This window comes from Paenibacillus taihuensis, from assembly GCF_003386535.1.
In the GTDB taxonomy this organism is placed as follows: Bacteria; Bacillota; Bacilli; order Paenibacillales; family Paenibacillaceae; genus Paenibacillus_Z; species Paenibacillus_Z taihuensis.
The window spans coordinates 24,588-43,362 of record NZ_QTTN01000050.1; the positions used below are offsets into that span (position 1 = coordinate 24,588).

Below are 18,775 nucleotides of genomic sequence, written 5' to 3' on the forward strand. Positions count from 1 at the left end.
TCTAGTTTACGTGTTCTGCAAAATAGTTCCCCGGTATAACCGTCGTCTGCTTCGACTTCATATCGACAGCGGTCAGCTTCGCCAGCGACACATAGTCTTCGAACAGCCGTTCTTCGCTCTCCAGCTCGCCGGACTCGACGAAGACGCCGACTCCCGCTACTTTCGCGTTAAATTCAAAGAGCAGATCCATCATGCCCTGAATCGTTCCGCCGGCCTTCATGAAATCATCAATAATGAGCACGCGGGCATGCTCCTTCAGCGCGCGCCGCGCAAGCGACATCGTCTGAATCCGTTTATTCGATCCCGAGACGTAGTTAATACTCACCGCGGAGCCCTCGGTCACCTTGTTATCTCGGCGCACGATGACGACCGGCAAGTTCATGCATGCCGCAGTCGCGTGTGCGAGCGGAATACCCTTCGTCTCGACGGTCATAATAACATCAATATCTAAGTGGGCAAAAGCGGTAGCGAACATGCGGCCCACATCCGACAGCAGTCCTGGCTGGCCAAGCATATCGGTCATGTACAAATACCCGCCTGCGAGCACACGCTCCGGCTGTTCCAGCTGCCTGCAAATGTTATTCATAATGGAGAGCGCCTCTGCGCTGCCCATCTTCGGAAAATACTTCACACCGCCAGCCGCACCGGCCAGCGTATGCAGCTCACCCAAACCTTCTTCCTCGAACACTTCTTTAATAATCGCCAAATCCTCGCTGATGGATGACTTGGCAGACTGATAGCGATCAGCAAATGCTGTTAGAGAAATTAACGTATGGGGGCGAGTAAGTAGGTATTGCGTCATTTCTACTAACCTTGCACTTCGTTTCAATTTCTTCAAAGCGTCCTCACCCCTTGCTAAATCCGAATATTATAATGACAATATACCATTTTCATACGGATTTAATCAAGACGCATGTAGGGCTCATGTCAGCATTCTTACCACGTATACTTCTTTGCAGAAACCGCGGAGTCCATTATAGATCCGTGACACCTTCGCTTCCTTGCTCACAAGGCCGAAAACCGTCGGTCCGCTGCCTGACATCAGCACGCCGTCCGCACCAAGACGCTGCATAATCTCCTTCATCTGAAGCACTTCCGGATGGAGCTGCAGCGTTACCGTCTCCAGCACATTGCCGAGATGCGCGCACACGTCTGCGAACGAGCCGTTCGAAATCGCCGACAGCATGTCCTTCGTCGACGGATGATGTTTCAGCTCATTGGCACGCAGCTTGCCATAGACGTCTGCCGTCGAGACGTTAATAGGCGGCTTCGCTAGAATAACCCAGCACTGCGGCGGATTGCTGATCCGCTCAAGCTTCTCCCCGCGGCCGCGGGCGATTGCCGTTCCGCCTGTGACGCAGAACGGAACGTCGGAGCCGAGCTCCGCACCAAGCTCGCACAGCTCCTCTTCCGAAATACCAAGACCCCATAGCCGGTTCAGCCCGCGCAGTGTTGCCGCTGCATCGCTGCTGCCTCCGGCAAGACCCGCTGCAACCGGAATATTTTTATCCAAGTGGATATAGACGCCCTTGCGCACGTTGTAGCGGTCCTTAATCAGCCTTGCAGCCTGGAACGCCAAGTTCTTCTCATCCAGCGGTATGTATCCGGCCTGACTCGATATGATAATCGTATCCCGCGGCAGCTCCTCCATCTCGAGCCGGTCCGCCAGGTCGACCATCGTCATAATCATCTCCACCTCATGGAAGCCATCCTCTCGCTTGCGCATTACGTCCAGCAGGAGATTGATTTTGGCCGGCGCTTTCTCATAAATCTTCATAATATGCTCACCCGTTCATCTTCGTTAGAAAACTGATATATCTCTATATTTTATCAAAAGGTCATAAGAAAAGCTAAGATGCGTTTTTAGGCTCATCTTAGCTTCTTTCGAAATCGCTTATTAATGCGGATAGTGGTTTGGCTGCTGCTGCGCCGGCTGCGCCGCTTGGTGCATGTACGCCGGGACGGTTACGCGGCTGGCCGGAGACTCCGTGCGCGAATTAGCGGCATAGGACTGCTGCTGCGGCATATAAGTCGTTCTGCCTGTCTGCTGATTCTGAGGCTGATAGGCGGCGGTATACGCGGCTGACTGTTGCCCTTGCTGCTGTGCTTGGTACTGCTTCGCTACAGCCTGCTCAGCGAGCTGAATCGCGCGCTTCACCATGTTGCCGGCATCCTTCGCTTTAATCGCTCCCCAGCCTTCCTTCTGGACGGTGTCGTAGAAGCCCAGCTCCTTCGCCAGCTCCTTCTTCATCTCCTCGCTCATCATACGGTTTCTGCGGGACACACAATCGCCTCCTGTAAGATTGCTCGTTCAAATGCGCTGAGCCCATTCTCGGATCGTATCTTTAGTATGTGTACCTGCCGGACCTTCTCATACAGCCGTATGTATATAAAAAAAGTGCAGATGCTGCCAGGTTGGAGCAAGCCCGCTCCTACTGGCGACATCTGCACATGTACTGCAATTGCAATTTTGTATTTCAGCTGCAATTCACTGTATATACGTAATGCGTACCTGACCATCATCGCTGTCGACCGTCACTTCAACGGACTCCGTCAAAATGTCAGCGTAGCTGTAGGAGACACGCTTGAATGCATGCTGATCCTGATCAAGCCTGACAATAAATACAGAAGGGTAGATTTCTTCTAACACACCGGTCCGTTCAATAGTCTTTCGACGACCACCGTTTGCACGAAGACGTATTTTGGATCCGACATGGGTTTCCAAACTGCGTTTGATTTCCAATAGCGCATTTTTTGCCATTGTGCACTACCACCTCTTTCCTTGTCCATTATAACCAATGAGAGGTGGTTTGTCAAAAAATAATAATTATAACAGCGGTCTTAACACCGTGTCAATAATTATTAAGTTTGTTTTAGCAACTCATGTATATTTTATCCTTGCACAGCCATATTATACGGTTGGCTTCACGCCAACAAGCGCTTTCGGCTTCGGCATGCCCACTCTAAACTTGCCGAGTGTCTCAATGCCTCCAACGCCGTCGATGCCGCTAATCGTGCCATGGATGACGTCAGAGAGGTTGATGGTTTCCCGGATGGACGTGTAGCTCGCTTTAATGGCGACATAGACCGGGTCAAGCGCGTGAATGAGCACGCGGCCTGGCGAGCTCGCGAAGTTCGAGCCGGACTGCAGCAGCGCCTCGTAATGGGACTGGCAGGCGCCGGCGATGACGATCAGATTGTCTCTGCTCTTCTCATACTGACGGGCAATACGGACGGCGTCGACAAAGTTCTGCGAATTCTTGTAGCTGGCGAGGTTGTGCAGCTCATCGCGATTGCTTGTTTTGAGCACGCCGTCATGGCCTGTAATGACGATAATATCCGGCTTGATTTGCGGGAGCAGGCGGTATACGACATCGGCCATCTGCGACTCGTGCACATAAACGCCATAAGCAGGCACTCGCATCTGTGTATACAGTTGCATGCTCTTCTTCATATAATTATTGTCCCCATCGAGATGAAGGACTTTTCCGGGCACCTCAAAATAAGGGTGGTTTTCACTCTGCGCGCGTGCAAGCTCGCGCTCAAGCGCCTGCCGCTCTCGCTGCTCCTGCATCCGCAGTGTCGACTCATTTGCTTTGATGCGAGCCTGCCTGGCGGCGCCTGACGATTCCGGATCGTTCACTACCGATAAATCGACAATAGGCGCGTCTGCAAGCAGACGATAGTCGGTTCCCTTCAAAACGGCCGTTTGTTCTAGCATTGTCGCAACACGAAAAAGGACGTCCCCGCCATAGGATTTGCGGACGACCAGGTCCCCTTGCTTCATGGGCAAATCACCTCTTCGTCTATCCTATGGGGAGACGCCCTTGAAGGTGCGCTTCCGATTAACTTTTTAGCCTTTAAATCCGGCCGCCAATAATGCCTTGCTGAGCGCCGCGAATTCCTCCAGCGACAGCGTCTCGCCGCGGCGTATTGGATCGATACCGCAGCTGTTCAGCAGCGGTCCAAGCTGCTCGCGGTTCGCCTTGCCGACGAAGGCGGTCAGATTGTTCGCCAGCGTCTTGCGGCGCTGCGCGAAGCTGGCCTGTACCGTGCGGAAGAAGTGATCCTCATCCTCCACGTCAACAGCCGGCTTCTCGCGCACCGACAGCTTAATAACAGCCGAATCGACATTCGGCTGCGGAATAAACACCGTGTGCGGCACGATGCAGACAAGCTCAGGCACGCAGTAGTATTGCACGGCGACGCTGAGACTTCCGTAATCCTTGCCGCCTGGTTTCGCAGCCATCCGCTGCGCGACTTCCTTCTGGATCATAACGACGATATTCTCGAGCGGCAGCTTCTCTTCAAGCAGCTTCATCAGAATTGGCGTCGTTACATAGTACGGCAGGTTCGCAACGACGCTGACGCCGGACAGGCCGGCGAACTGCTTCTCCATCAGCTCGGACAGATTCAGCTTCAATACATCGCCATGCTCGACATGTACGTTCGGCGAGTCCGCAAACACATCCTGCAGAATCGGAATGAGCCGGTTATCGATCTCGATCGCCGTAACACGCCCCGCTTCCTGCGACAGCTGCTGCGTGAGCGCACCGATGCCCGGTCCGATTTCCAGCGCTCCTTTCGTCTTATCGAGCTCCGCTGCACCGACGATTTTGCGCAAAATATTTTGATCGATCAGGAAGTTCTGACCGAGACTCTTCTTAAATGTAAACCCGTACTTCGCGATAATGTCCTTCGTCCGCTTCGGCGAACCGACATCGACGCTCGTTCTTGTTCCCTCTGTCATGGCTGATCTCCTTCGCCTTCGTTAGACTGCTCCATCGTCGCGAGCGCCTGGTCAAACTCCTGATGCGTAATTCGGAACATCTGGCAGCGCTTGAAGAACTGCTTTCCGTTCGCGTATCCGATGCCGAGCAGATTGCCCATTGCAAGCCGCCGCTCCGATGCCTGCGGGTGTACAAGCAGCCCTGCACGCATCAGATCGTCCATCGTCACTTCCGCCAGCGTGCCCGTTCCAGGGGCAGCTTCCGTGCGCAGATTCGCCAGCGCGCGCCGAATCGCTTCAGGCGACGCATTCTCGACGCCAATGTCGCCCTTGTACAGCGCCTCCTCCTGCGGGAGAAAGGCATGCTTGCAGCCAGGCACGTGCTGCGCGACGATCTTGCGGATTCTCTCACCAGCATGGTCAGGATCCGTGAATATAATAACGCCGCGACGCTCCATCGCCAGCTTCACGCGCTTCAGCACCGCTTCGCCGATCGCGGAGCCGCCGGTCTCGATCGTCTCCGCCTCAACGGCGCGCTTGATCGCGACTGTATCGTCTTTTCCCTCTACGACAATGATTTCTTTAATCATAGGGTCCTCGTTCATTCCTTCCCTTCAAACAACATACAAAAAGAAGAGGCATCGCCTCTTCTTATGATGGCATATTTACGTGCAAAATACGATATGAATGAAGAAGAAATACCCATACACTGCTGGCCGTATCTCTTCTTACAGCGCTTCTGGCTTCTTTGGTCCTAGTATGTAGACCGTGTAACCACGCTTCAAACCGAATCTGTCGGCATACGACTCGCTGTCGAAGTAAACATCGATCTTGTTTCCTTTGACCGCACTGCCCGTATCTTCCGCACGACGGAAGCCGATGCCCTCGATATATACCCACCAGCCGATTGGAATGACCTTCGGATCAACCGCAATTGTCCGGCCTTCCTGTACACGTGCGCCTGATGCGGTAATACCGTATTCCGGATGGTTCTTCCCTTTGCCTGTCGATGCGACGCCGGCCGAATAGGCCGTCAGTGTCACGTTGCGAAGTACCTTCTTCGAACTGAACGTAACTCCACGCTTCGTCATCGTTGTAACGGCTGGCGATTTGGCCGACAGCATCGTTACCTTCGGCTCAGGCTTTTTCGTGCCTATGGCTACGATTTGATTCACGGCAGAAGACTTCGTCATCTTCTCCACGAGTGTCTGTGATACAAGAACGCCGTCCTGGAACACTCTCTCGTACCGTTTCACAATCGCGCCTTGCTTACCCGTCTGGACAAGCTTTTCTTTCCCAAGTGCCAGCTTCGGATCATCCTGTTTCACAACTGTGAAAGGAACAGGGATCGTACTCTCGGAGTACGCCTTCGAGATCCGAGTAACTGTAATTACCATATTTGGCTTTAGCGAAGACGTTAATGGAGGTACGACTTTATCTTGATTGCGTACCGTTATGTTAGCCTGATCCATCACCGCGGCTACCGTTTTTTCTGTCGTGTACAACGTCTTTGCTTTGCCGTCTGCCCTTACAACTAAAGGTACCGCTTGATCGATTACGACGCGGTCGCCATCTTCAATTCCGCCTTCCAGCGGCATCGACACTTTATCATAAGCGCCGACAGTAATGGCTTGTTCATCCAGTAGGCGTTGAAGGGACCATTGTTTTGTCGAAACAATCGTTTCTCGTCCATTCACTACTACGGATACGTGCTTATCAGCCGTCCCGTGCAACAACACCAAAAACATGAAAGTCATAGCGATTGAGATCAGAGCGCTTAGAACAATTAAACGCACGTTCTCATGCTTCCATCGCAATGCGAAAGACATGCTGGATGATCGTTTCCCATGGGTGTCCTTCATCTGGAGTGCTCCCATTTCTTCGGTCCTCCTTACATAGCCCCGCCGCCTTGTTACGCATGATACTTAGACGCGACTATTGAGATTTGGCGTGCGAGCCGCACGCATTTCCAATCTATCTTCACCTCCGTGCCCGTTCCATGATACGCCCTGTGTCGTCACATTATGCTTTCTTTCAAACAAAAAAGAAGCCCGACGACAGAGGATCTGTTTCGTGGCTTCCCATTTCGACACGGGTAGCATGGATTGCATGCACGAGGTTGATCTCTCTTCATTACGCTGGCGAGGTTAGCTGTCGGATTCGGGCGTGAGAGTCGCCCTATTCGCTCGTGACGTGTTAATAATGCTTTCAAACACGTCAGTCGCAAAATTCACCCCTAGAAGAATTCATGTTGACCACTGCCTGCATCTTAGCGCAATTCAATTCACCTAAGGTGGTGAGATGATTTCGCTTTCGCGCAAAATGATTGTCGCCAATTCGGCGTCATTCATTTTCGCTTGCTACAATCAGTTTCAACAATTGGTTCCCCCGCTCTCCACATCGGTGGAGATTAAGCGCTTATTGGAAAAGGAATACAAGTTTTGTTGCTCTGAAATGAATCATACAGTCTATCGCCGCACATTGTAAAGAACTGATTAATGACGATTTTAACGAATTTTTAGGAAAATCCCGTGAATTCTGCTTGATTTCTGGAGCGAAAGTTAGTTTTTTCACCGAAATGGTCCCAAATACTTACTTTCACTCTCATTTTCACTACATTCCAAAACATTTCAGTGCATTTTCGGTCGTGATTTTTTCGATTTCCTCCACTGATTTGCCCGTTAGCTCCGCCATCGTATTTGCTACGAGACGGACGAAAACCGATTCATTTCGCTTCCCTCTATGGGGATGCGGGGCCAGATACGGGGCATCTGTCTCGATTAGCAGCCGGTCGAGCGGAACATGCGCAAGCACCTCTTTCGGCACTCGTGCATTTTGGAATGTAAGCGGTCCCCCGAACGATATATAGAAGTTCATATCGAGGCATTGCTTCGCCGTTTCCCAGCTTCCAGAGAAGCAGTGCATGACGCCGCCGACCTCTTTGGCCCCCTCTTCGCGAAGCAGCCTGACGACATCCTCGTGCGCATCACGGTTATGGATGACAATTGGCATCTTCTTCTCTTTCGCAAGCCCGATCTGCTGCCGGAATACACGCTGCTGCACATCCTTCGGCGACGTATCCCAGTGATAGTCGAGACCGATTTCTCCAATCGCGACAACCTTCGGATGATCGCATAAAGATGCAATCCATTCCAGATCCTCCGGCAGCATGTCGATGCTGTCCACGGGATGCCAGCCGACCGCGGCATAGATGAATGAATATTGCTCCGCCAGCGCAATGGTCGTCGGAATCGTCTCCCGGTTAAAACCGATATTGATCAGCTTATGTACACCTGCAGCTTGTGCTCTTTCGATAACTTCCGCACGGTCCTCGTCGAATTTTGGCGAGTCTAAATGGGTATGTGTGTCGATTAACATGGGTACCAAAGTAACTCCTTTCTACATTAAAGCAAATATTTCGCGCAAATTCGCAGGGAGCTTCGAAACTGATTCACGAAGCGGTTCCTCCGGGTAATAGAGATGGTACTTGCCTTGATGGATACCTGTGATGGACCGAATGATATCGGAACGCTCGGATATTTCCGACAACTGGTCGTCAGGTCCCAACAGCAGAATCGGCGGTTTTTCTTCTTTGCCTGCAGCCTGTGCCGCGTCAGGTCGATAAACATCGTAGGGCATGTCGTAAGGAAAGTCAATTTCCAGATGATAATCCGGATTGAGCCCAATCGCTCGGAAATGCTTGCGGATGTCTTGCCACAATCCCTCATCGCCATAGTCCATCGTTACATATTTATACAGCTTCCGGTTCAGGAATCGGCGGCATAGATCAGCAAGCACCTCATCCTGCTCCTTCACCCACTGGCTAAAGGCGGTCTGAACGAGCGCCTCGTCTAGAGCCAAGTAACCTTCAAGATCAATCGTTCCCTTAATTAGGTGCTTCAGCGGATCGATCATCCAATTAAATGTAAAGCCAGCCGCATACAGCTCCTTCGCCCTGCGAAAGATTTGCCTTAGAATAATCTCCGAACTGCGCGTCACAGGATGAAAGTACACCTGCCAATACATCTGATACCGCGACATGAGATAGTCCTCGACCGCGTGCATGCCGCTCTCTTTCACTACAATTCTTCCCTGATAGGGGCGAAGTACTCGCAATATCCGCTCAAGGTCAAAAGTGCCGTAGTTTACGCCCGTAAAATACGCATCCCGGAGCAGATAATCCATTCGGTCCGCATCCATTTGGCTCGACACGAGACTGATAACAATGGGCTCATGATACGTCTTGCAGATGACCGCCGCAATCCGCTCCGGATAGGAAGGATCATAGGCTCTGAGCACGGCGTTAATTTCTGTTTCTTCTAATAATAGGCGGCAAGTCCACTCCTCATGATTCGTATCGAAAATCTCTTCTATAGAATGCGAGAAGGGACCATGGCCAATGTCGTGCAGCAGTGCCGCACATAGTGCAACAAGCTTCTCCTCCGTCGGCCAATCCGCGTAGCCGCCGCGTTCGAACTGGGATATGATCTTGCGGGTAATTTCATAGACCCCTAGTGAATGGGAGAATCGACTATGCTCTGCGCCATGAAAGGTCAAGTAGGAGGTGCCAAGCTGGCGAATACGCCGCAGCCGCTGAAATTCTCTCGTATTGATCAGATCCCAGATCAGGTGATCCTGCACGTAAATGTACTTATGAACCGGATCCTTAAATACTTTCTCCTCCGCCAATCGCTCCTTGCGCTTACGAGCTGCCATTTCCAAATCACTCCTTTTAGTGTTCATGGTTTCGACACAATAGTCAGAGTTTTGTCGAATGTTGTCGCAATTTCATTTCCAATCTCGTTTCAAATATTGTACGATAGAAATCGTAAGTATAACTAGCATTAAAGCTATACCTGACGTCACTGGTCATATTTACCGTCAAATCGTCGTTGACTATTTTGGGAAACGTTGGTATTATAAAAGCATTAATTGATGGATTTTGTCGAATCGTGACGATATATACTAGTACGAGGGGAAATGATAGATCATGATGAAATCGACAGGCATTGTACGTAAAGTAGATGAGCTCGGACGTGTTGTAATTCCTATCGAGTTGCGCCGTACGCTTGGTATTGGCGAGAAGGACGCACTCGAGATTTATGTAGACGGCGAACGGATTATGCTGAAGAAGTATGAACCTGCTTGTATCTTCTGCGGCAATGCAGAGAACGTAGCTTACTTCAAGGGCAAAATCGTTTGCAACGCTTGTTTGACTGAAATGCCGTCTCCTGTTACAAAATAAGAGACAAACTGAGAATTATAGGTTATAATACAATTATCCGATATGTTAATTCTAACCTTTTTATACTCCTTGATGCCCCCCTTAAGCCTATACGGCCAGGGGGGTCTTTTTTTGTCTCGCCAATCTCGCCAACCTCGCATCAAGGACTCATGCTAACACGGTACCATGCCTTATTTCTTCATTACTTCATTATAAACATCCCGCTTCTGCAGGCCGCGATCCTGTGCCGTTCGTTTGATCGCTTCCTTGCGGTCCTCTCCCTGCTCCTCATAACGGCTTACATGCTCCTCCAGACTTAGCGTCTCCCACCAATTCTGCTCGCTTTGTCTGAGCTCCGCCGCTTCTTCCTTGCTCACGCCTGCAATCACAAGACAATATTCGCCTAGCGGCGGATGCTCCTCCAGCCAGCTGATGCATTCGGAGATTGTGCCGCGAGCGATCTCTTCATGGCGCTTCGTCAGCTCGCGCACCATCGCCATGCGGCGGTCGCCCCACTGCTCGAACATCACTGGCAGTGTCTTCGTAATCCGGTGCGGCGACTCATAGCACAGAATCGTCCCTTCCTGCCGCTGCAGCTGCTGGAGCCAATTCGTTAACGGCTTTCGGTCGCGCGGCGGAAAGCCCGCGAAGAAGAAATTATCGGTCGACAGCCCGGATACGATGAGCGCCGACAGCGCTGCGTTGGCGCCAGGAATCGGCACGACCGCTATCCCCCGCTCCGCTGCCGCGGCAGCAAGATCCGCGCCGGGGTCCGAGATTGCCGGAAGCCCGGCATCGCTGACGAGCGCGATCGATTGGCCGGTTTCCAGCAGCCGGATCAGCTCCGGTCCGCTCGCGTCCTTGTTATGCTCATGATAGCTGACGAGGCGCGTCGCGATTTCAAAATGCGCGAGAAGTTTGCGCGTCTGCCTTGTATCCTCCGCTGCGATCAGGTCTACTTCCTTCAGCGTCCGGATCGCGCGAAACGTCATGTCCTCCAGGTTCCCAATCGGCGTACCGACCAAGTAGAGAGTGCCGATATCACCGCGCTGTCCCTCTGTACTAAAACTACGTTGTACGATCATTTCTCCGTATTCCTCGTTTCCGCTTCCGCCATTGCAGCCTCTGCAGCTTTATCGCCATAGTAAATTCGAATTAATTCTTCATTATATTGCCGCTGATCGTTATATACGATTAGCGGTGGAAGCAGCTTAATGTCCGGCTTTCCATCCCGATGTGCTTCAATGAGCACCATATTTGCTTCCGCATCCTTATGCGGATGCACGAAACGAATGCGTTTCGGCTCCAGCTTCCACTTTCGCATCGTCTCCAATATTTCAATAAGACGTGACGGGCGATGAACCATGGCCACTCGGCCGCCCGTACGGACAAGCCGAGCGCATGCCATCACGATATCATTCAATGTGCCATTGCGCTCATGTCTCGCCATCGCAAAATGCTCATTCTCATTCGTATCGCCCGTTCCCGCTGGCATATAAGGCGGATTCACTGTCACCACATCGTACATGCCATGGCGCTGCTTATGGAACTCGCGCAGATCATCTTCATAGATCTTGATCTGCTCGTTCAGCCCATTGGCTTCCACGCTCCGTCTTGCCATATCCGCCAGACGCGGCTGAATCTCCACCGCATCGATCGTTGCTTTCGTCCGTGTCGTCAGAAGCAGCGGAATGACGCCATTGCCCGTGCACAGATCGATCATTTTCCCGCGCGGCGGAACCGCTGCGAATCGCGCCAGCAGTACCGCGTCCATGGAGAAGCTGAACACCTCGCGGCTTTGAATAATATGTAATTGATGTGTAAGTAAATCATCTAGCCGTTCGTTCGGCTCCAGTTTCACGTGGTTGTTGTTTATCACAGTTAGGCTCCTTCACCGGCTAATGCAAAACAAGACCCTATAGATAAGGGTCTTGTTTTTCAATCTTTATTGAGAAAGGAAAGGCAGAACAAACAGTCGCCTTCCGTACGCAAATGGCCATAATACAGATTGCATATATGAAATCCTTCATGATACAGTCTTGCCAAGTTGTCATAGCCTTGTCCGACACCGGCCGTATCACCAGTGCCGCTGCTCGGCTCTTCCACAGGCAACGTATAAATCTCCTCATCGACGACAACCGGAGCTGCCTCTTGCTTCTTCGGCGTATGAACCGCTGTCTCACGCTTTAATACTTTGCGCAGCTGCCCATTTTCTATACTGAGCCGGTTGTTCTCTTCGAGGAGCGATTTGATTTTCTCTTTCATTGCACCGATTTCTTGATGCAAACTTCCCAGATGGGATTCAAATTCGCTTATTTGACTAAAAATATCTCTTTTCAAGTCTTCACCCCAAGGCTGTGCAGCTTCGGATTTAGGATTATGCGCATTGTTACGTTTGTTCCAAGACTACTTCACTACAAATTACTTCACTACAACATCATCAAGCGGTAATTCCTTCGGCTTGCCGCCATCGAACAGCTGTACATATACCGTTTTGCTGCCCGCATTGATACCTGTTACTTTACCTTCTCCATAAGACGTGACCACGAGTTTGCCAACTGCCGGCAGCTCCTCGCGAATGCTCTCATAATTGTCGTGCTCATACTTCAGGCAGCACATCAACCGCCCGCATAGTCCAGAGATCTTCGTCGGATTGAGCGACAAGTTCTGATCCTTCGCCATCTTGATCGATACCGGCTCGAAATCGCCAAGCCAAGTGGAGCAGCACAGAATGCGTCCGCATGGTCCGATGCCGCCAAGCATCTTCGCTTCGTCACGCACGCCGATTTGTCTCAGCTCGATCCGCGTGCGGAACACGCTCGCGAGATCCTTAACGAGCTCACGGAAGTCAACCCGGCCTTCAGCTGTAAAATAAAAAATGATTTTGTTGCGGTCGAACGTAAATTCGACGTCGACAAGCTTCATTTTCAGCTGATGATCTCTTATTTTATCAAGACAAGTGGCAAAAGCGTTACGCGCCGCCGTCTTGTTCTCTTCGACTATTCTTGCGTCGTTGTCACCGGCAATTCGTATGACTTTCTTCAGCGGAAGGACAACATCCGATTCACCGACTTGCTTCTGTCCAACCACGACTTTCCCGTACTCGATCCCTCTTGCCGTTTCTACGATAACATGCTGCTCTTTATCGATTTGAAATTCGACCGGATCAAAGTAATAGATTTTGCCCGCCTTCTTGAAGCGGACGCCAACGACATTATACAATTCATCACCCCTCCTGTACACGGATTAGGAGCTGCTCAAGCGCGAGCTGCGGCGATACGTTCGAACGTATCCGTTTGCCAGCCTCAAGCGTATACTCCATGCATTTCACCCAGCCTTCCGCAGAGCGCGCATATGCATGTTTGCCAATCCAATCAAGCTGATCTATAAAAACAAGTGCTTCATGTCTTCCTGCCTGATAATGAATCATATCTTTATACCAAAGTACTAATAAAGATAATAGAAGCTGCGGCTGCTCACCGAGTTCTGTCTTGAAAATTTGCTGCTGTGCAGACATCATCGCCGCGGTGAATCGGGTCAGACTGTCCTTTCCTAATTGTATCACTACGTTTCTCATTTCTGCAAACCCATTCTGCTGGATAAGCGCCCGGCAAGCATCGACTCCAGATGCGAGATGGACGGCAGCACGGGCGGACAGCTGAGGAATTCCTTCGTCAGACAACGTCTGCAGCATGTCCTGAGGTGCGAGCGGCATGAATGGCACATGCTGTGTACGCGAACGAATCGTAGGCAGTACGGCTTGTCCATTCTCCGTTAACAAAATAGCAACGACCGGCGATTGCGGCTCCTCCAGAAATTTCAGCAGGCTGTTCGCCGCTTGGAGCGTCATCGTCTCGGCACGCTGCACAATGTAAACTTTGCGTTCGACGCTTATATTACGGTAAGCAAGCTCTCTCTGAAGCTCGCGGATTTGGTCGATTTTGATGGAATTGCCGTCAGGCGCAACCAGATGGAGATCCGGCTGATTGCCATGCTCGAATTTGCGGCATTCCAGGCAGTGACCGCAGGCGTCGTCGCCTTCGCCTTTGCAGAACAGCGCTTTGGCAAAAGCCATCGCCATCTGCATCCGTCCACTGCCTGAAGGACCGCTGAATAAATAGGCATGCGACACTTTGCCGCTAGCCAGCGCATATTGCAATATGCGTTTCGCCTTCGGTTGCCCGGCAAGCTCTGCGATGCTCATACTCGTCTAATCCTCTCTAGAAAAACAGGTTAATCAATATACCGCGAATATCGCCGATCTTCTGAAGCAGCTCAAGTCTGCCTTCTTCGGATTCAAGCAGCTCTTCGCCCATTAGGAGCAGATTCGAATCAAGCTCCTCGAGCAGTTTATATCGTTTCGTACGTCCACGGCGGTCGAAACCGCGCGTTTCCTTCATGCCAACGCCGCGCCGGACCGTGTCTTCGAGGAACTGCTTCACCATTTGACGGTAAAGACGCAGCTCTCTCACCGTCATCGATCGCGACAGTCGCTCGCCCTGATTATGAATATCTTGCAGCTTCAGCTGAAGCTCTTCAATCGTTCTTTGCTCATCTTGAAAATTCATCACATCAGCAAAGTTTTTTGGTGCCATCGGCTTAGCACCAAGATCCGGCCGTGCACGATCCTGTCCCAGTGGCCGCCAGCCCGGATTAATCTTCATTTATGCGTCACGCCCAATCAGAAATGTTCGAATCGTTCTACCGGTACGACGAATACGGCAGCGCCGCCGACTTGCACTTCGACCGGGAAAGGAATATATGCATCAGTCGTGCTGCCCATCGGAGATACTGGAGAAACCAGCTGATCGCGGACTTTACAATTGGATCGAATGACTGTGAGCACCTCATGTACCCGCTCATCCTCGATACCGATCATGAATGTTGTATTCCCTGCTCGCAGGAAACCGCCTGTACTGGCCAATTTAGTGGCACGGAAGCCCTCTCTTACTAGTGCATTCGATAACCGGTTGCTATCCTTATCTTGTACAATCGCAATAACTAATTTCATACCGATCCCTCCCAATAATAGTTCCTTTCTACGAAAGACATTTCATGCAGCACCTTAATTATTTTGACACCAGGAGCAATTAATCCTTTAAATTCGTCGATTTATTATATCAAGCACGTCACGAAGCACGTTTTCCGCCGTTTGTTCGGCATTTACGCGTATAATGCGATCCGGCTCATTCCCCATAAGCAGCCGATAGCCTTCGCGCACTCGTTCGTGAAATGCGAGCTCCTCCAGGTCCAACCGGTTTACCTCGCGATCCTTCGTACTATTAATACGAGCAAGGCCAGCTTCCGGCGAAATATCCATCCATATCGTCAAATTCGGCATGACACCATTAATCGCAAAATCATTAATGGAGCGCACCTCTGCTATGCCGAGTCCGCGTGCATGGCCTTGATACGCAAGGCTGCTGTCGACGAAACGGTCGCAGATGACGACATCGCCTCTGTCCAACGCGGGCAGCACAATTTCAACAAGATGCTGACGTCTTGCTGCCGCATAGAGCAGTGCTTCTGTTCGCGCGTCCATCGCTGTATTTTTCTTATCGAGAATAACCCCGCGGATCAGCTCCGCAATTGGGCTTCCGCCTGGCTCCCTTGTAGACAGCACGTTTCTTCCACGACCCTGAAGCGCTTCAACAATTCCGTTGATGAGTGTCGTTTTTCCTGCTCCTTCGCCGCCTTCTATCGTCAAAAATATTCCTTTTTCCACCAAAAGTTACTCCTCTTATCCGTTAATACCCTTATCATATCAAAGCCAATCAGGTGCGTAAACGATTAGCCCGTCCGCAGTACCGTAATCGTCCGCATCGTCTGGTCGGATGCTCCTTGGCATCTGGCTCCATGCTGGACTAGCCGCTGAATCATCGCGATGGCCCCAGCAGATATGCGCTCTCCCTCATAGAGCAGCGGTATTCCTGGCGGATAAGGAATGACTGCTTCAGCAGCGAGCCTGCCCTCCGCTTCTGACAGCTCAACTGCTTCTATGGCGTTCACGCCAGCAGCTGCCCCTCTTCGGGAGAATAACACAGGCTCCGACACCAGTTGACTGTAAGCTGCAGCGTCGATAATTTGCAAAGGCTCATCTGCTGTTTCTGCAGCCTCCTTCGCAATCGCCATTAACGCATGTTTCAGCCGCTCCATGTCCGAGGATTCGGCTCCCATCCCAAACAGCAGCACCACATAATGAATGTCAGCCATCTCCGCGTAACAGCCAAAGCTCTCCAGTTGCTTAAGCAGTTCGAAGCCTGATTGTCTGCCTGTCTTGCTTCTTAGTACAACTCGCAGCGGATCGACATGCGCATTCAGCTGATTTCCCTCTCGCAGCAAGGAAGAGGCGAGCTCATACTGAGCCGATTCCTCTGTGACCCATCTCCGAAAATCATCCGCTGCCGCAATCCCCCGCTCGAATAACTGTTCTCCTGTACTGTCTATAACAGCTCTCGCAACATCAAGCGATGCCATGATGGGATACGAAGGGCTTGAGCTCTGCACCATATGCAGCGCTTCCGCCAGCGAATTGCGGTCAATTCGCGGTCCTTGGATATGCAGCATCGCTCCCATTGTGAGCGCAGTGAGCGTCTTATGCGTAGATTGTACAACCGCATCTGCCCCCACCTGCAGCGCTGAGCGTGGAAACCTCTCGTGCAATCCGTAATGCGCGCCGTGCGCCTCATCGACGAGCAGCATTTTGCCGTAGCGGTGAACTAGCTCTACATATGGCTCCAGATCCACGCTGAGTCCGTAATAGCTCGGATTCGTCAGAAATACAGCCTTTGATTCCGGATATCGTATTAAAGCTTCCTCAATCTGCTCTAAGCTCGGCACAACATCAAGACCGCTTCCTGCTTCCTTTTGCGGCATAATGAATACGGCTCTAGCTCCGGCTAGCTTCAATCCATTCAGCACCGACTTATGGGCGTTGCGCTGAACAATGATAAGATCGTTCGAATCACACACAGCAAGCACCATAGCGAGATTCCCTGCCGTACTTCCTCCGACTAGGAAAAAGGTCTGTTCTGCTCCGAACGTTGCAGCGGCTAACTGCTGTGCCTCCTCTATAACACCAGAGGGACCATGCAAGTCATCGGTCATCGATAATTCCGTTACATCCAGCTGCATAATCGCCTGATAAGCTTGCAGCGCTTGCTCGTCTATCGTTCCTTTCAGCAAGGATAGGGATTGCCCATATTTATGGCCTGGTACATGGTAGCTGCTTGGTTGAGATGTATATAAAGACGTTAATAATTCGAATAATGGCGCTCGCAATTATAGATCCTCCTTGACTGACTGCTACTGCTTGTTCCTTTCATCATAATCGATGTTGGACAGGACTTGTAACAAAATGTTACACGTGAAACAAAATAACCCCTAACCTTCTCGGTTATTCGTCATGATCCGAGTCGATATAGGGATTACTTCGGCTGCATATGTTGCTGAAGAGGTCTATGCATTATTTTGAATCCAAATCCGCTTCAGTTGATGGATGAAGAATGGGTATTTGGCATCCTGCACGTCGGTACCCACCATCTCAATCTCGCAGCTTTCGCATATGAACCCGTCAATAATGCGAATACCTTCTTGCTTCTCATGACCGCAGATAATGCAAGCCTTGCTTGTATGTTCTTCCATACGTTTCACCTCATCTAAATGAGCTACGCCATCCTTCTAGTATGCCACAAACTCTAGCAATGTATACGACTTTCATAGCCCATTTCAAATAGTAATACAGTTTATGTCGAAACGCCCAGATTGGTGACGCACAGCTTGCACTTCTTTGGAGGGGAAGTCTACAGTATGAACCGAATTTAGCCGATAAAAGGGGGAGAAGAGAGAGAGGTGTTGAGCGCCTATGAGGGGTAAACTCGCCGAACAGGAGAAAGCAACAATCTATCAGTACCAGCTCATTCAAAAAATCACCGTTCGTGAAGAGCTGCTTCGAAGCCATATATGCGTTATTGCCATACTGGCCATCTTCCTTCTGCTTATGTACAGGGTCGATGGCGCCATCGCGTTAGGCTACGGTCTGCTTGGAACGCAGATCATTCATTACTTCATTATTCGTCTCACACTCATTCGTGTCGACGAACCGGATTACCGCCGCTGGGGCTGGCGCGTCATGACGCCGTGGATCGGCTATATCCCGACAGCCAATATTCAGCTTGAGCTATTCCGCCGGCTGCACCGTCATCTGTTCTGGCTCGGGCTATGCGCCATTGGCGTGTTCTACCCATGGGCGAACGAGGGCACCATGATCAGCCTTATTATGTGCCATCTCTGGCTCCTCGTTCCACGTATGCTCCTGATCCGCCGGCTGCGCAAAGCCAAACGCGACGGAGTGCTCCGCATCACAGCGACAGACGTCAGCTTCTATCATCGATAACCTGCTTCCTCGTGAAGCAGAACGATATGGCAGCTGACTTTTTTGTGCTCTAGAAACAACAAAAAACCGACCATATTCGTATGGTCGGTTATCTGTGCTTGGCGACGTTCTACTCTCCCAGGACCCTGCGGTCCAAGTACCATTGACGCTGAAGGGCTTAACGGTCGTGTTCGAGATGGGTACGCGTGGTTCCCCTTCGCCATTATCACCAAACTAGGCATTTTTGCTTTAGCAAAAGATGCGTCAAAGCTTGCGCTTTGAAAACTGGATACGAACCTTTGCGAAGTTCTTTGCTTGGATGAACTTGTTTAGGATAAGCCCTCGACCGATTAGTATTCGTCAGCTCCACACATTGCTGCGCTTCCACCTCGAACCTATCAACCTGATCGTCTTTCAGGGGTCTTACTAATTGGGAAATCTCATCTTG

Annotated in this window: 21 protein-coding genes, 2 rRNA genes, 1 pseudogene and 1 riboswitch; of the genes and pseudogenes, 2 read left to right on the forward strand and 22 right to left on the reverse strand. The window is 51.0% G+C overall.

Translation table 11 applies throughout. The features are described 5' to 3' along the window. Position 1: 1 nt before the first annotated feature. The 10 genes and pseudogenes from purR to A8990_RS27560 form a co-directional block, all read right to left on the reverse strand. On the reverse strand, positions 2-838 hold the full coding sequence (gene purR / locus A8990_RS27515; protein WP_116192235.1) for a pur operon repressor: 837 nt from the start codon (positions 836-838) through the stop codon (positions 2-4). An 84-nt stretch (positions 839-922) separates the two neighbouring features. Further along, positions 923-1,777 carry a 4-(cytidine 5'-diphospho)-2-C-methyl-D-erythritol kinase gene (gene ispE, locus A8990_RS27520; RefSeq protein ID WP_116192236.1) on the reverse strand — a complete coding sequence of 285 codons (855 nt, stop codon included), beginning with the start codon at positions 1,775-1,777 and terminating at the stop codon, positions 923-925. Between the two features lie 333 nt (positions 1,778-2,110). Then, positions 2,111-2,284 (reverse strand): annotated as a pseudogene (locus A8990_RS27525) (small, acid-soluble spore protein, alpha/beta type); the annotation flags it as partial. A gap of 204 nt (positions 2,285-2,488) precedes the next feature. Next, a complete protein-coding gene (gene veg, locus A8990_RS27530) occupies positions 2,489-2,761 on the reverse strand; it encodes a biofilm formation stimulator Veg (protein WP_090583107.1) in 273 nt (90 codons plus the stop codon). 150 nt (positions 2,762-2,911) lie between these two features. Then, positions 2,912-3,787: a sporulation peptidase YabG gene (yabG, locus tag A8990_RS27535; protein WP_116192237.1), complete on the reverse strand. Its 876-nt coding sequence runs from the start codon at positions 3,785-3,787 to the stop codon at positions 2,912-2,914. Positions 3,788-3,853: 66 nt separating this feature from the next. Continuing rightward, positions 3,854-4,750: a 16S rRNA (adenine(1518)-N(6)/adenine(1519)-N(6))-dimethyltransferase RsmA gene (rsmA, locus tag A8990_RS27540; protein ID WP_116192238.1), complete on the reverse strand. Its 897-nt coding sequence runs from the start codon at positions 4,748-4,750 to the stop codon at positions 3,854-3,856. Further along, the gene (gene rnmV / locus A8990_RS27545; protein WP_116192254.1) at positions 4,747-5,319 is read right to left on the reverse strand and encodes a ribonuclease M5; all 573 of its coding nucleotides are present in this window, start codon (positions 5,317-5,319) and stop codon (positions 4,747-4,749) included. The genes rsmA and rnmV overlap by 4 nt, the downstream gene beginning before the upstream one ends. 138 nt (positions 5,320-5,457) lie before the next feature. Continuing rightward, on the reverse strand, positions 5,458-6,606 hold the full coding sequence (locus tag A8990_RS27550; RefSeq protein WP_116192239.1) for a resuscitation-promoting factor: 1,149 nt from the start codon (positions 6,604-6,606) through the stop codon (positions 5,458-5,460). A gap of 244 nt (positions 6,607-6,850) precedes the next feature. Then, positions 6,851-7,156: riboswitch (cyclic di-AMP (ydaO/yuaA leader) on the reverse strand. 186 nt (positions 7,157-7,342) lie between these two features. Then, a complete protein-coding gene (locus tag A8990_RS27555; protein ID WP_116192240.1) occupies positions 7,343-8,107 on the reverse strand; it encodes a TatD family hydrolase in 765 nt (254 codons plus the stop codon). A 21-nt stretch (positions 8,108-8,128) separates the two neighbouring features. After that, positions 8,129-9,445 (reverse strand): HD domain-containing protein, encoded by a 1,317-nt coding sequence (locus A8990_RS27560; RefSeq protein ID WP_116192241.1) that lies wholly within the window; start codon positions 9,443-9,445, stop codon positions 8,129-8,131. 274 nt (positions 9,446-9,719) lie between these two features. Here A8990_RS27560 and A8990_RS27565 point away from each other — a divergent pair, with 274 nt between their 5' ends. Then, a complete protein-coding gene (locus A8990_RS27565) occupies positions 9,720-9,974 on the forward strand; it encodes an AbrB/MazE/SpoVT family DNA-binding domain-containing protein (RefSeq protein ID WP_116192242.1) in 255 nt (84 codons plus the stop codon). Between the two features lie 170 nt (positions 9,975-10,144). Here the strand turns inward: A8990_RS27565 and rsmI are convergent, their stop codons facing one another. From rsmI to A8990_RS27615, 10 genes are all read right to left on the reverse strand, one after another. Next, a complete protein-coding gene (gene rsmI, locus A8990_RS27570; RefSeq protein ID WP_116192243.1) occupies positions 10,145-11,038 on the reverse strand; it encodes a 16S rRNA (cytidine(1402)-2'-O)-methyltransferase in 894 nt (297 codons plus the stop codon). Continuing rightward, positions 11,035-11,829, reverse strand: coding sequence for a tRNA1(Val) (adenine(37)-N6)-methyltransferase (locus tag A8990_RS27575; RefSeq protein WP_425463938.1), 795 nt, complete (start codon positions 11,827-11,829; stop codon positions 11,035-11,037). Before A8990_RS27575 ends, rsmI begins: the two co-directional genes overlap by 4 nt. Positions 11,830-11,891: 62 nt before the next feature. Then, positions 11,892-12,293, reverse strand: a complete 402-nt coding sequence (locus A8990_RS27580; protein ID WP_116192244.1) for an initiation-control protein YabA — start codon at positions 12,291-12,293, stop codon at positions 11,892-11,894. Between the two features lie 81 nt (positions 12,294-12,374). Beyond that, complete coding sequence (locus A8990_RS27585) at positions 12,375-13,175, reverse strand: PSP1 domain-containing protein (protein WP_116192245.1); 801 nt, start codon at positions 13,173-13,175, stop codon at positions 12,375-12,377. Between the two features lie 4 nt (positions 13,176-13,179). Next, positions 13,180-14,157 carry a DNA polymerase III subunit delta' gene (gene holB, locus A8990_RS27590; protein ID WP_116192246.1) on the reverse strand — a complete coding sequence of 326 codons (978 nt, stop codon included), beginning with the start codon at positions 14,155-14,157 and terminating at the stop codon, positions 13,180-13,182. Positions 14,158-14,173: 16 nt separating this feature from the next. Continuing rightward, on the reverse strand, positions 14,174-14,617 hold the full coding sequence (locus A8990_RS27595; protein ID WP_116192247.1) for a YaaR family protein: 444 nt from the start codon (positions 14,615-14,617) through the stop codon (positions 14,174-14,176). A gap of 17 nt (positions 14,618-14,634) precedes the next feature. Beyond that, on the reverse strand, positions 14,635-14,964 hold the full coding sequence (locus tag A8990_RS27600) for a cyclic-di-AMP receptor (protein WP_090583132.1): 330 nt from the start codon (positions 14,962-14,964) through the stop codon (positions 14,635-14,637). Between the two features lie 87 nt (positions 14,965-15,051). After that, positions 15,052-15,678, reverse strand: coding sequence for a dTMP kinase (gene tmk, locus A8990_RS27605; RefSeq protein WP_116192248.1), 627 nt, complete (start codon positions 15,676-15,678; stop codon positions 15,052-15,054). A gap of 65 nt (positions 15,679-15,743) precedes the next feature. Next, a complete protein-coding gene (locus A8990_RS27610; RefSeq protein WP_116192249.1) occupies positions 15,744-17,234 on the reverse strand; it encodes an aminotransferase class I/II-fold pyridoxal phosphate-dependent enzyme in 1,491 nt (496 codons plus the stop codon). A 177-nt stretch (positions 17,235-17,411) separates the two neighbouring features. Beyond that, positions 17,412-17,597 carry a sigma factor G inhibitor Gin gene (locus A8990_RS27615; RefSeq protein ID WP_116192250.1) on the reverse strand — a complete coding sequence of 62 codons (186 nt, stop codon included), beginning with the start codon at positions 17,595-17,597 and terminating at the stop codon, positions 17,412-17,414. A gap of 220 nt (positions 17,598-17,817) precedes the next feature. Here A8990_RS27615 and A8990_RS27620 point away from each other — a divergent pair, with 220 nt between their 5' ends. Next, positions 17,818-18,348, forward strand: a complete 531-nt coding sequence (locus A8990_RS27620) for a transposase (RefSeq protein WP_116192251.1) — start codon at positions 17,818-17,820, stop codon at positions 18,346-18,348. A gap of 96 nt (positions 18,349-18,444) precedes the next feature. Here A8990_RS27620 and rrf read toward each other — a convergent pair. Together rrf and A8990_RS27630 are read right to left on the reverse strand one after the other, a co-directional pair. Beyond that, positions 18,445-18,561: ribosomal RNA gene (gene rrf / locus A8990_RS27625) — 5S ribosomal RNA — on the reverse strand. Positions 18,562-18,657: 96 nt separating this feature from the next. Further along, positions 18,658-18,775, reverse strand: a 23S ribosomal RNA gene (locus tag A8990_RS27630); the annotation flags it as partial.

What these genes read in the sequence shown, in the direction of transcription:
- veg (WP_090583107.1), bottom strand. Translation starts at nt 2,761, where the DNA reads ATGGCAAAAAATGCGCTATTGGAAATCAAACGCAGTTTGGAAACCCAT.
- rsmI (WP_116192243.1), bottom strand. Translation starts at nt 11,038, where the DNA reads ATGATCGTACAACGTAGTTTTAGTACAGAGGGACAGCGCGGTGATATC.
- rnmV (WP_116192254.1), bottom strand. Translation starts at nt 5,319, where the DNA reads ATGATTAAAGAAATCATTGTCGTAGAGGGAAAAGACGATACAGTCGCG.
- ispE (WP_116192236.1), bottom strand. Translation starts at nt 1,777, where the DNA reads ATGAAGATTTATGAGAAAGCGCCGGCCAAAATCAATCTCCTGCTGGAC.
- A8990_RS27555 (WP_116192240.1), bottom strand. Translation starts at nt 8,107, where the DNA reads ATGTTAATCGACACACATACCCATTTAGACTCGCCAAAATTCGACGAG.
- holB (WP_116192246.1), bottom strand. Translation starts at nt 14,157, where the DNA reads ATGAGCATCGCAGAGCTTGCCGGGCAACCGAAGGCGAAACGCATATTG.
- A8990_RS27560 (WP_116192241.1), bottom strand. Translation starts at nt 9,445, where the DNA reads ATGGCAGCTCGTAAGCGCAAGGAGCGATTGGCGGAGGAGAAAGTATTT.
- A8990_RS27550 (WP_116192239.1), bottom strand. Translation starts at nt 6,606, where the DNA reads ATGGGAGCACTCCAGATGAAGGACACCCATGGGAAACGATCATCCAGC.
- yabG (WP_116192237.1), bottom strand. Translation starts at nt 3,787, where the DNA reads ATGAAGCAAGGGGACCTGGTCGTCCGCAAATCCTATGGCGGGGACGTC.
- A8990_RS27620 (WP_116192251.1), top strand. Translation starts at nt 17,818, where the DNA reads ATGAGGGGTAAACTCGCCGAACAGGAGAAAGCAACAATCTATCAGTAC.
- A8990_RS27595 (WP_116192247.1), bottom strand. Translation starts at nt 14,617, where the DNA reads ATGAAGATTAATCCGGGCTGGCGGCCACTGGGACAGGATCGTGCACGG.
- rsmA (WP_116192238.1), bottom strand. Translation starts at nt 4,750, where the DNA reads ATGACAGAGGGAACAAGAACGAGCGTCGATGTCGGTTCGCCGAAGCGG.
- A8990_RS27615 (WP_116192250.1), bottom strand. Translation starts at nt 17,597, where the DNA reads ATGGAAGAACATACAAGCAAGGCTTGCATTATCTGCGGTCATGAGAAG.
- A8990_RS27600 (WP_090583132.1), bottom strand. Translation starts at nt 14,964, where the DNA reads ATGAAATTAGTTATTGCGATTGTACAAGATAAGGATAGCAACCGGTTA.
- A8990_RS27565 (WP_116192242.1), top strand. Translation starts at nt 9,720, where the DNA reads ATGATGAAATCGACAGGCATTGTACGTAAAGTAGATGAGCTCGGACGT.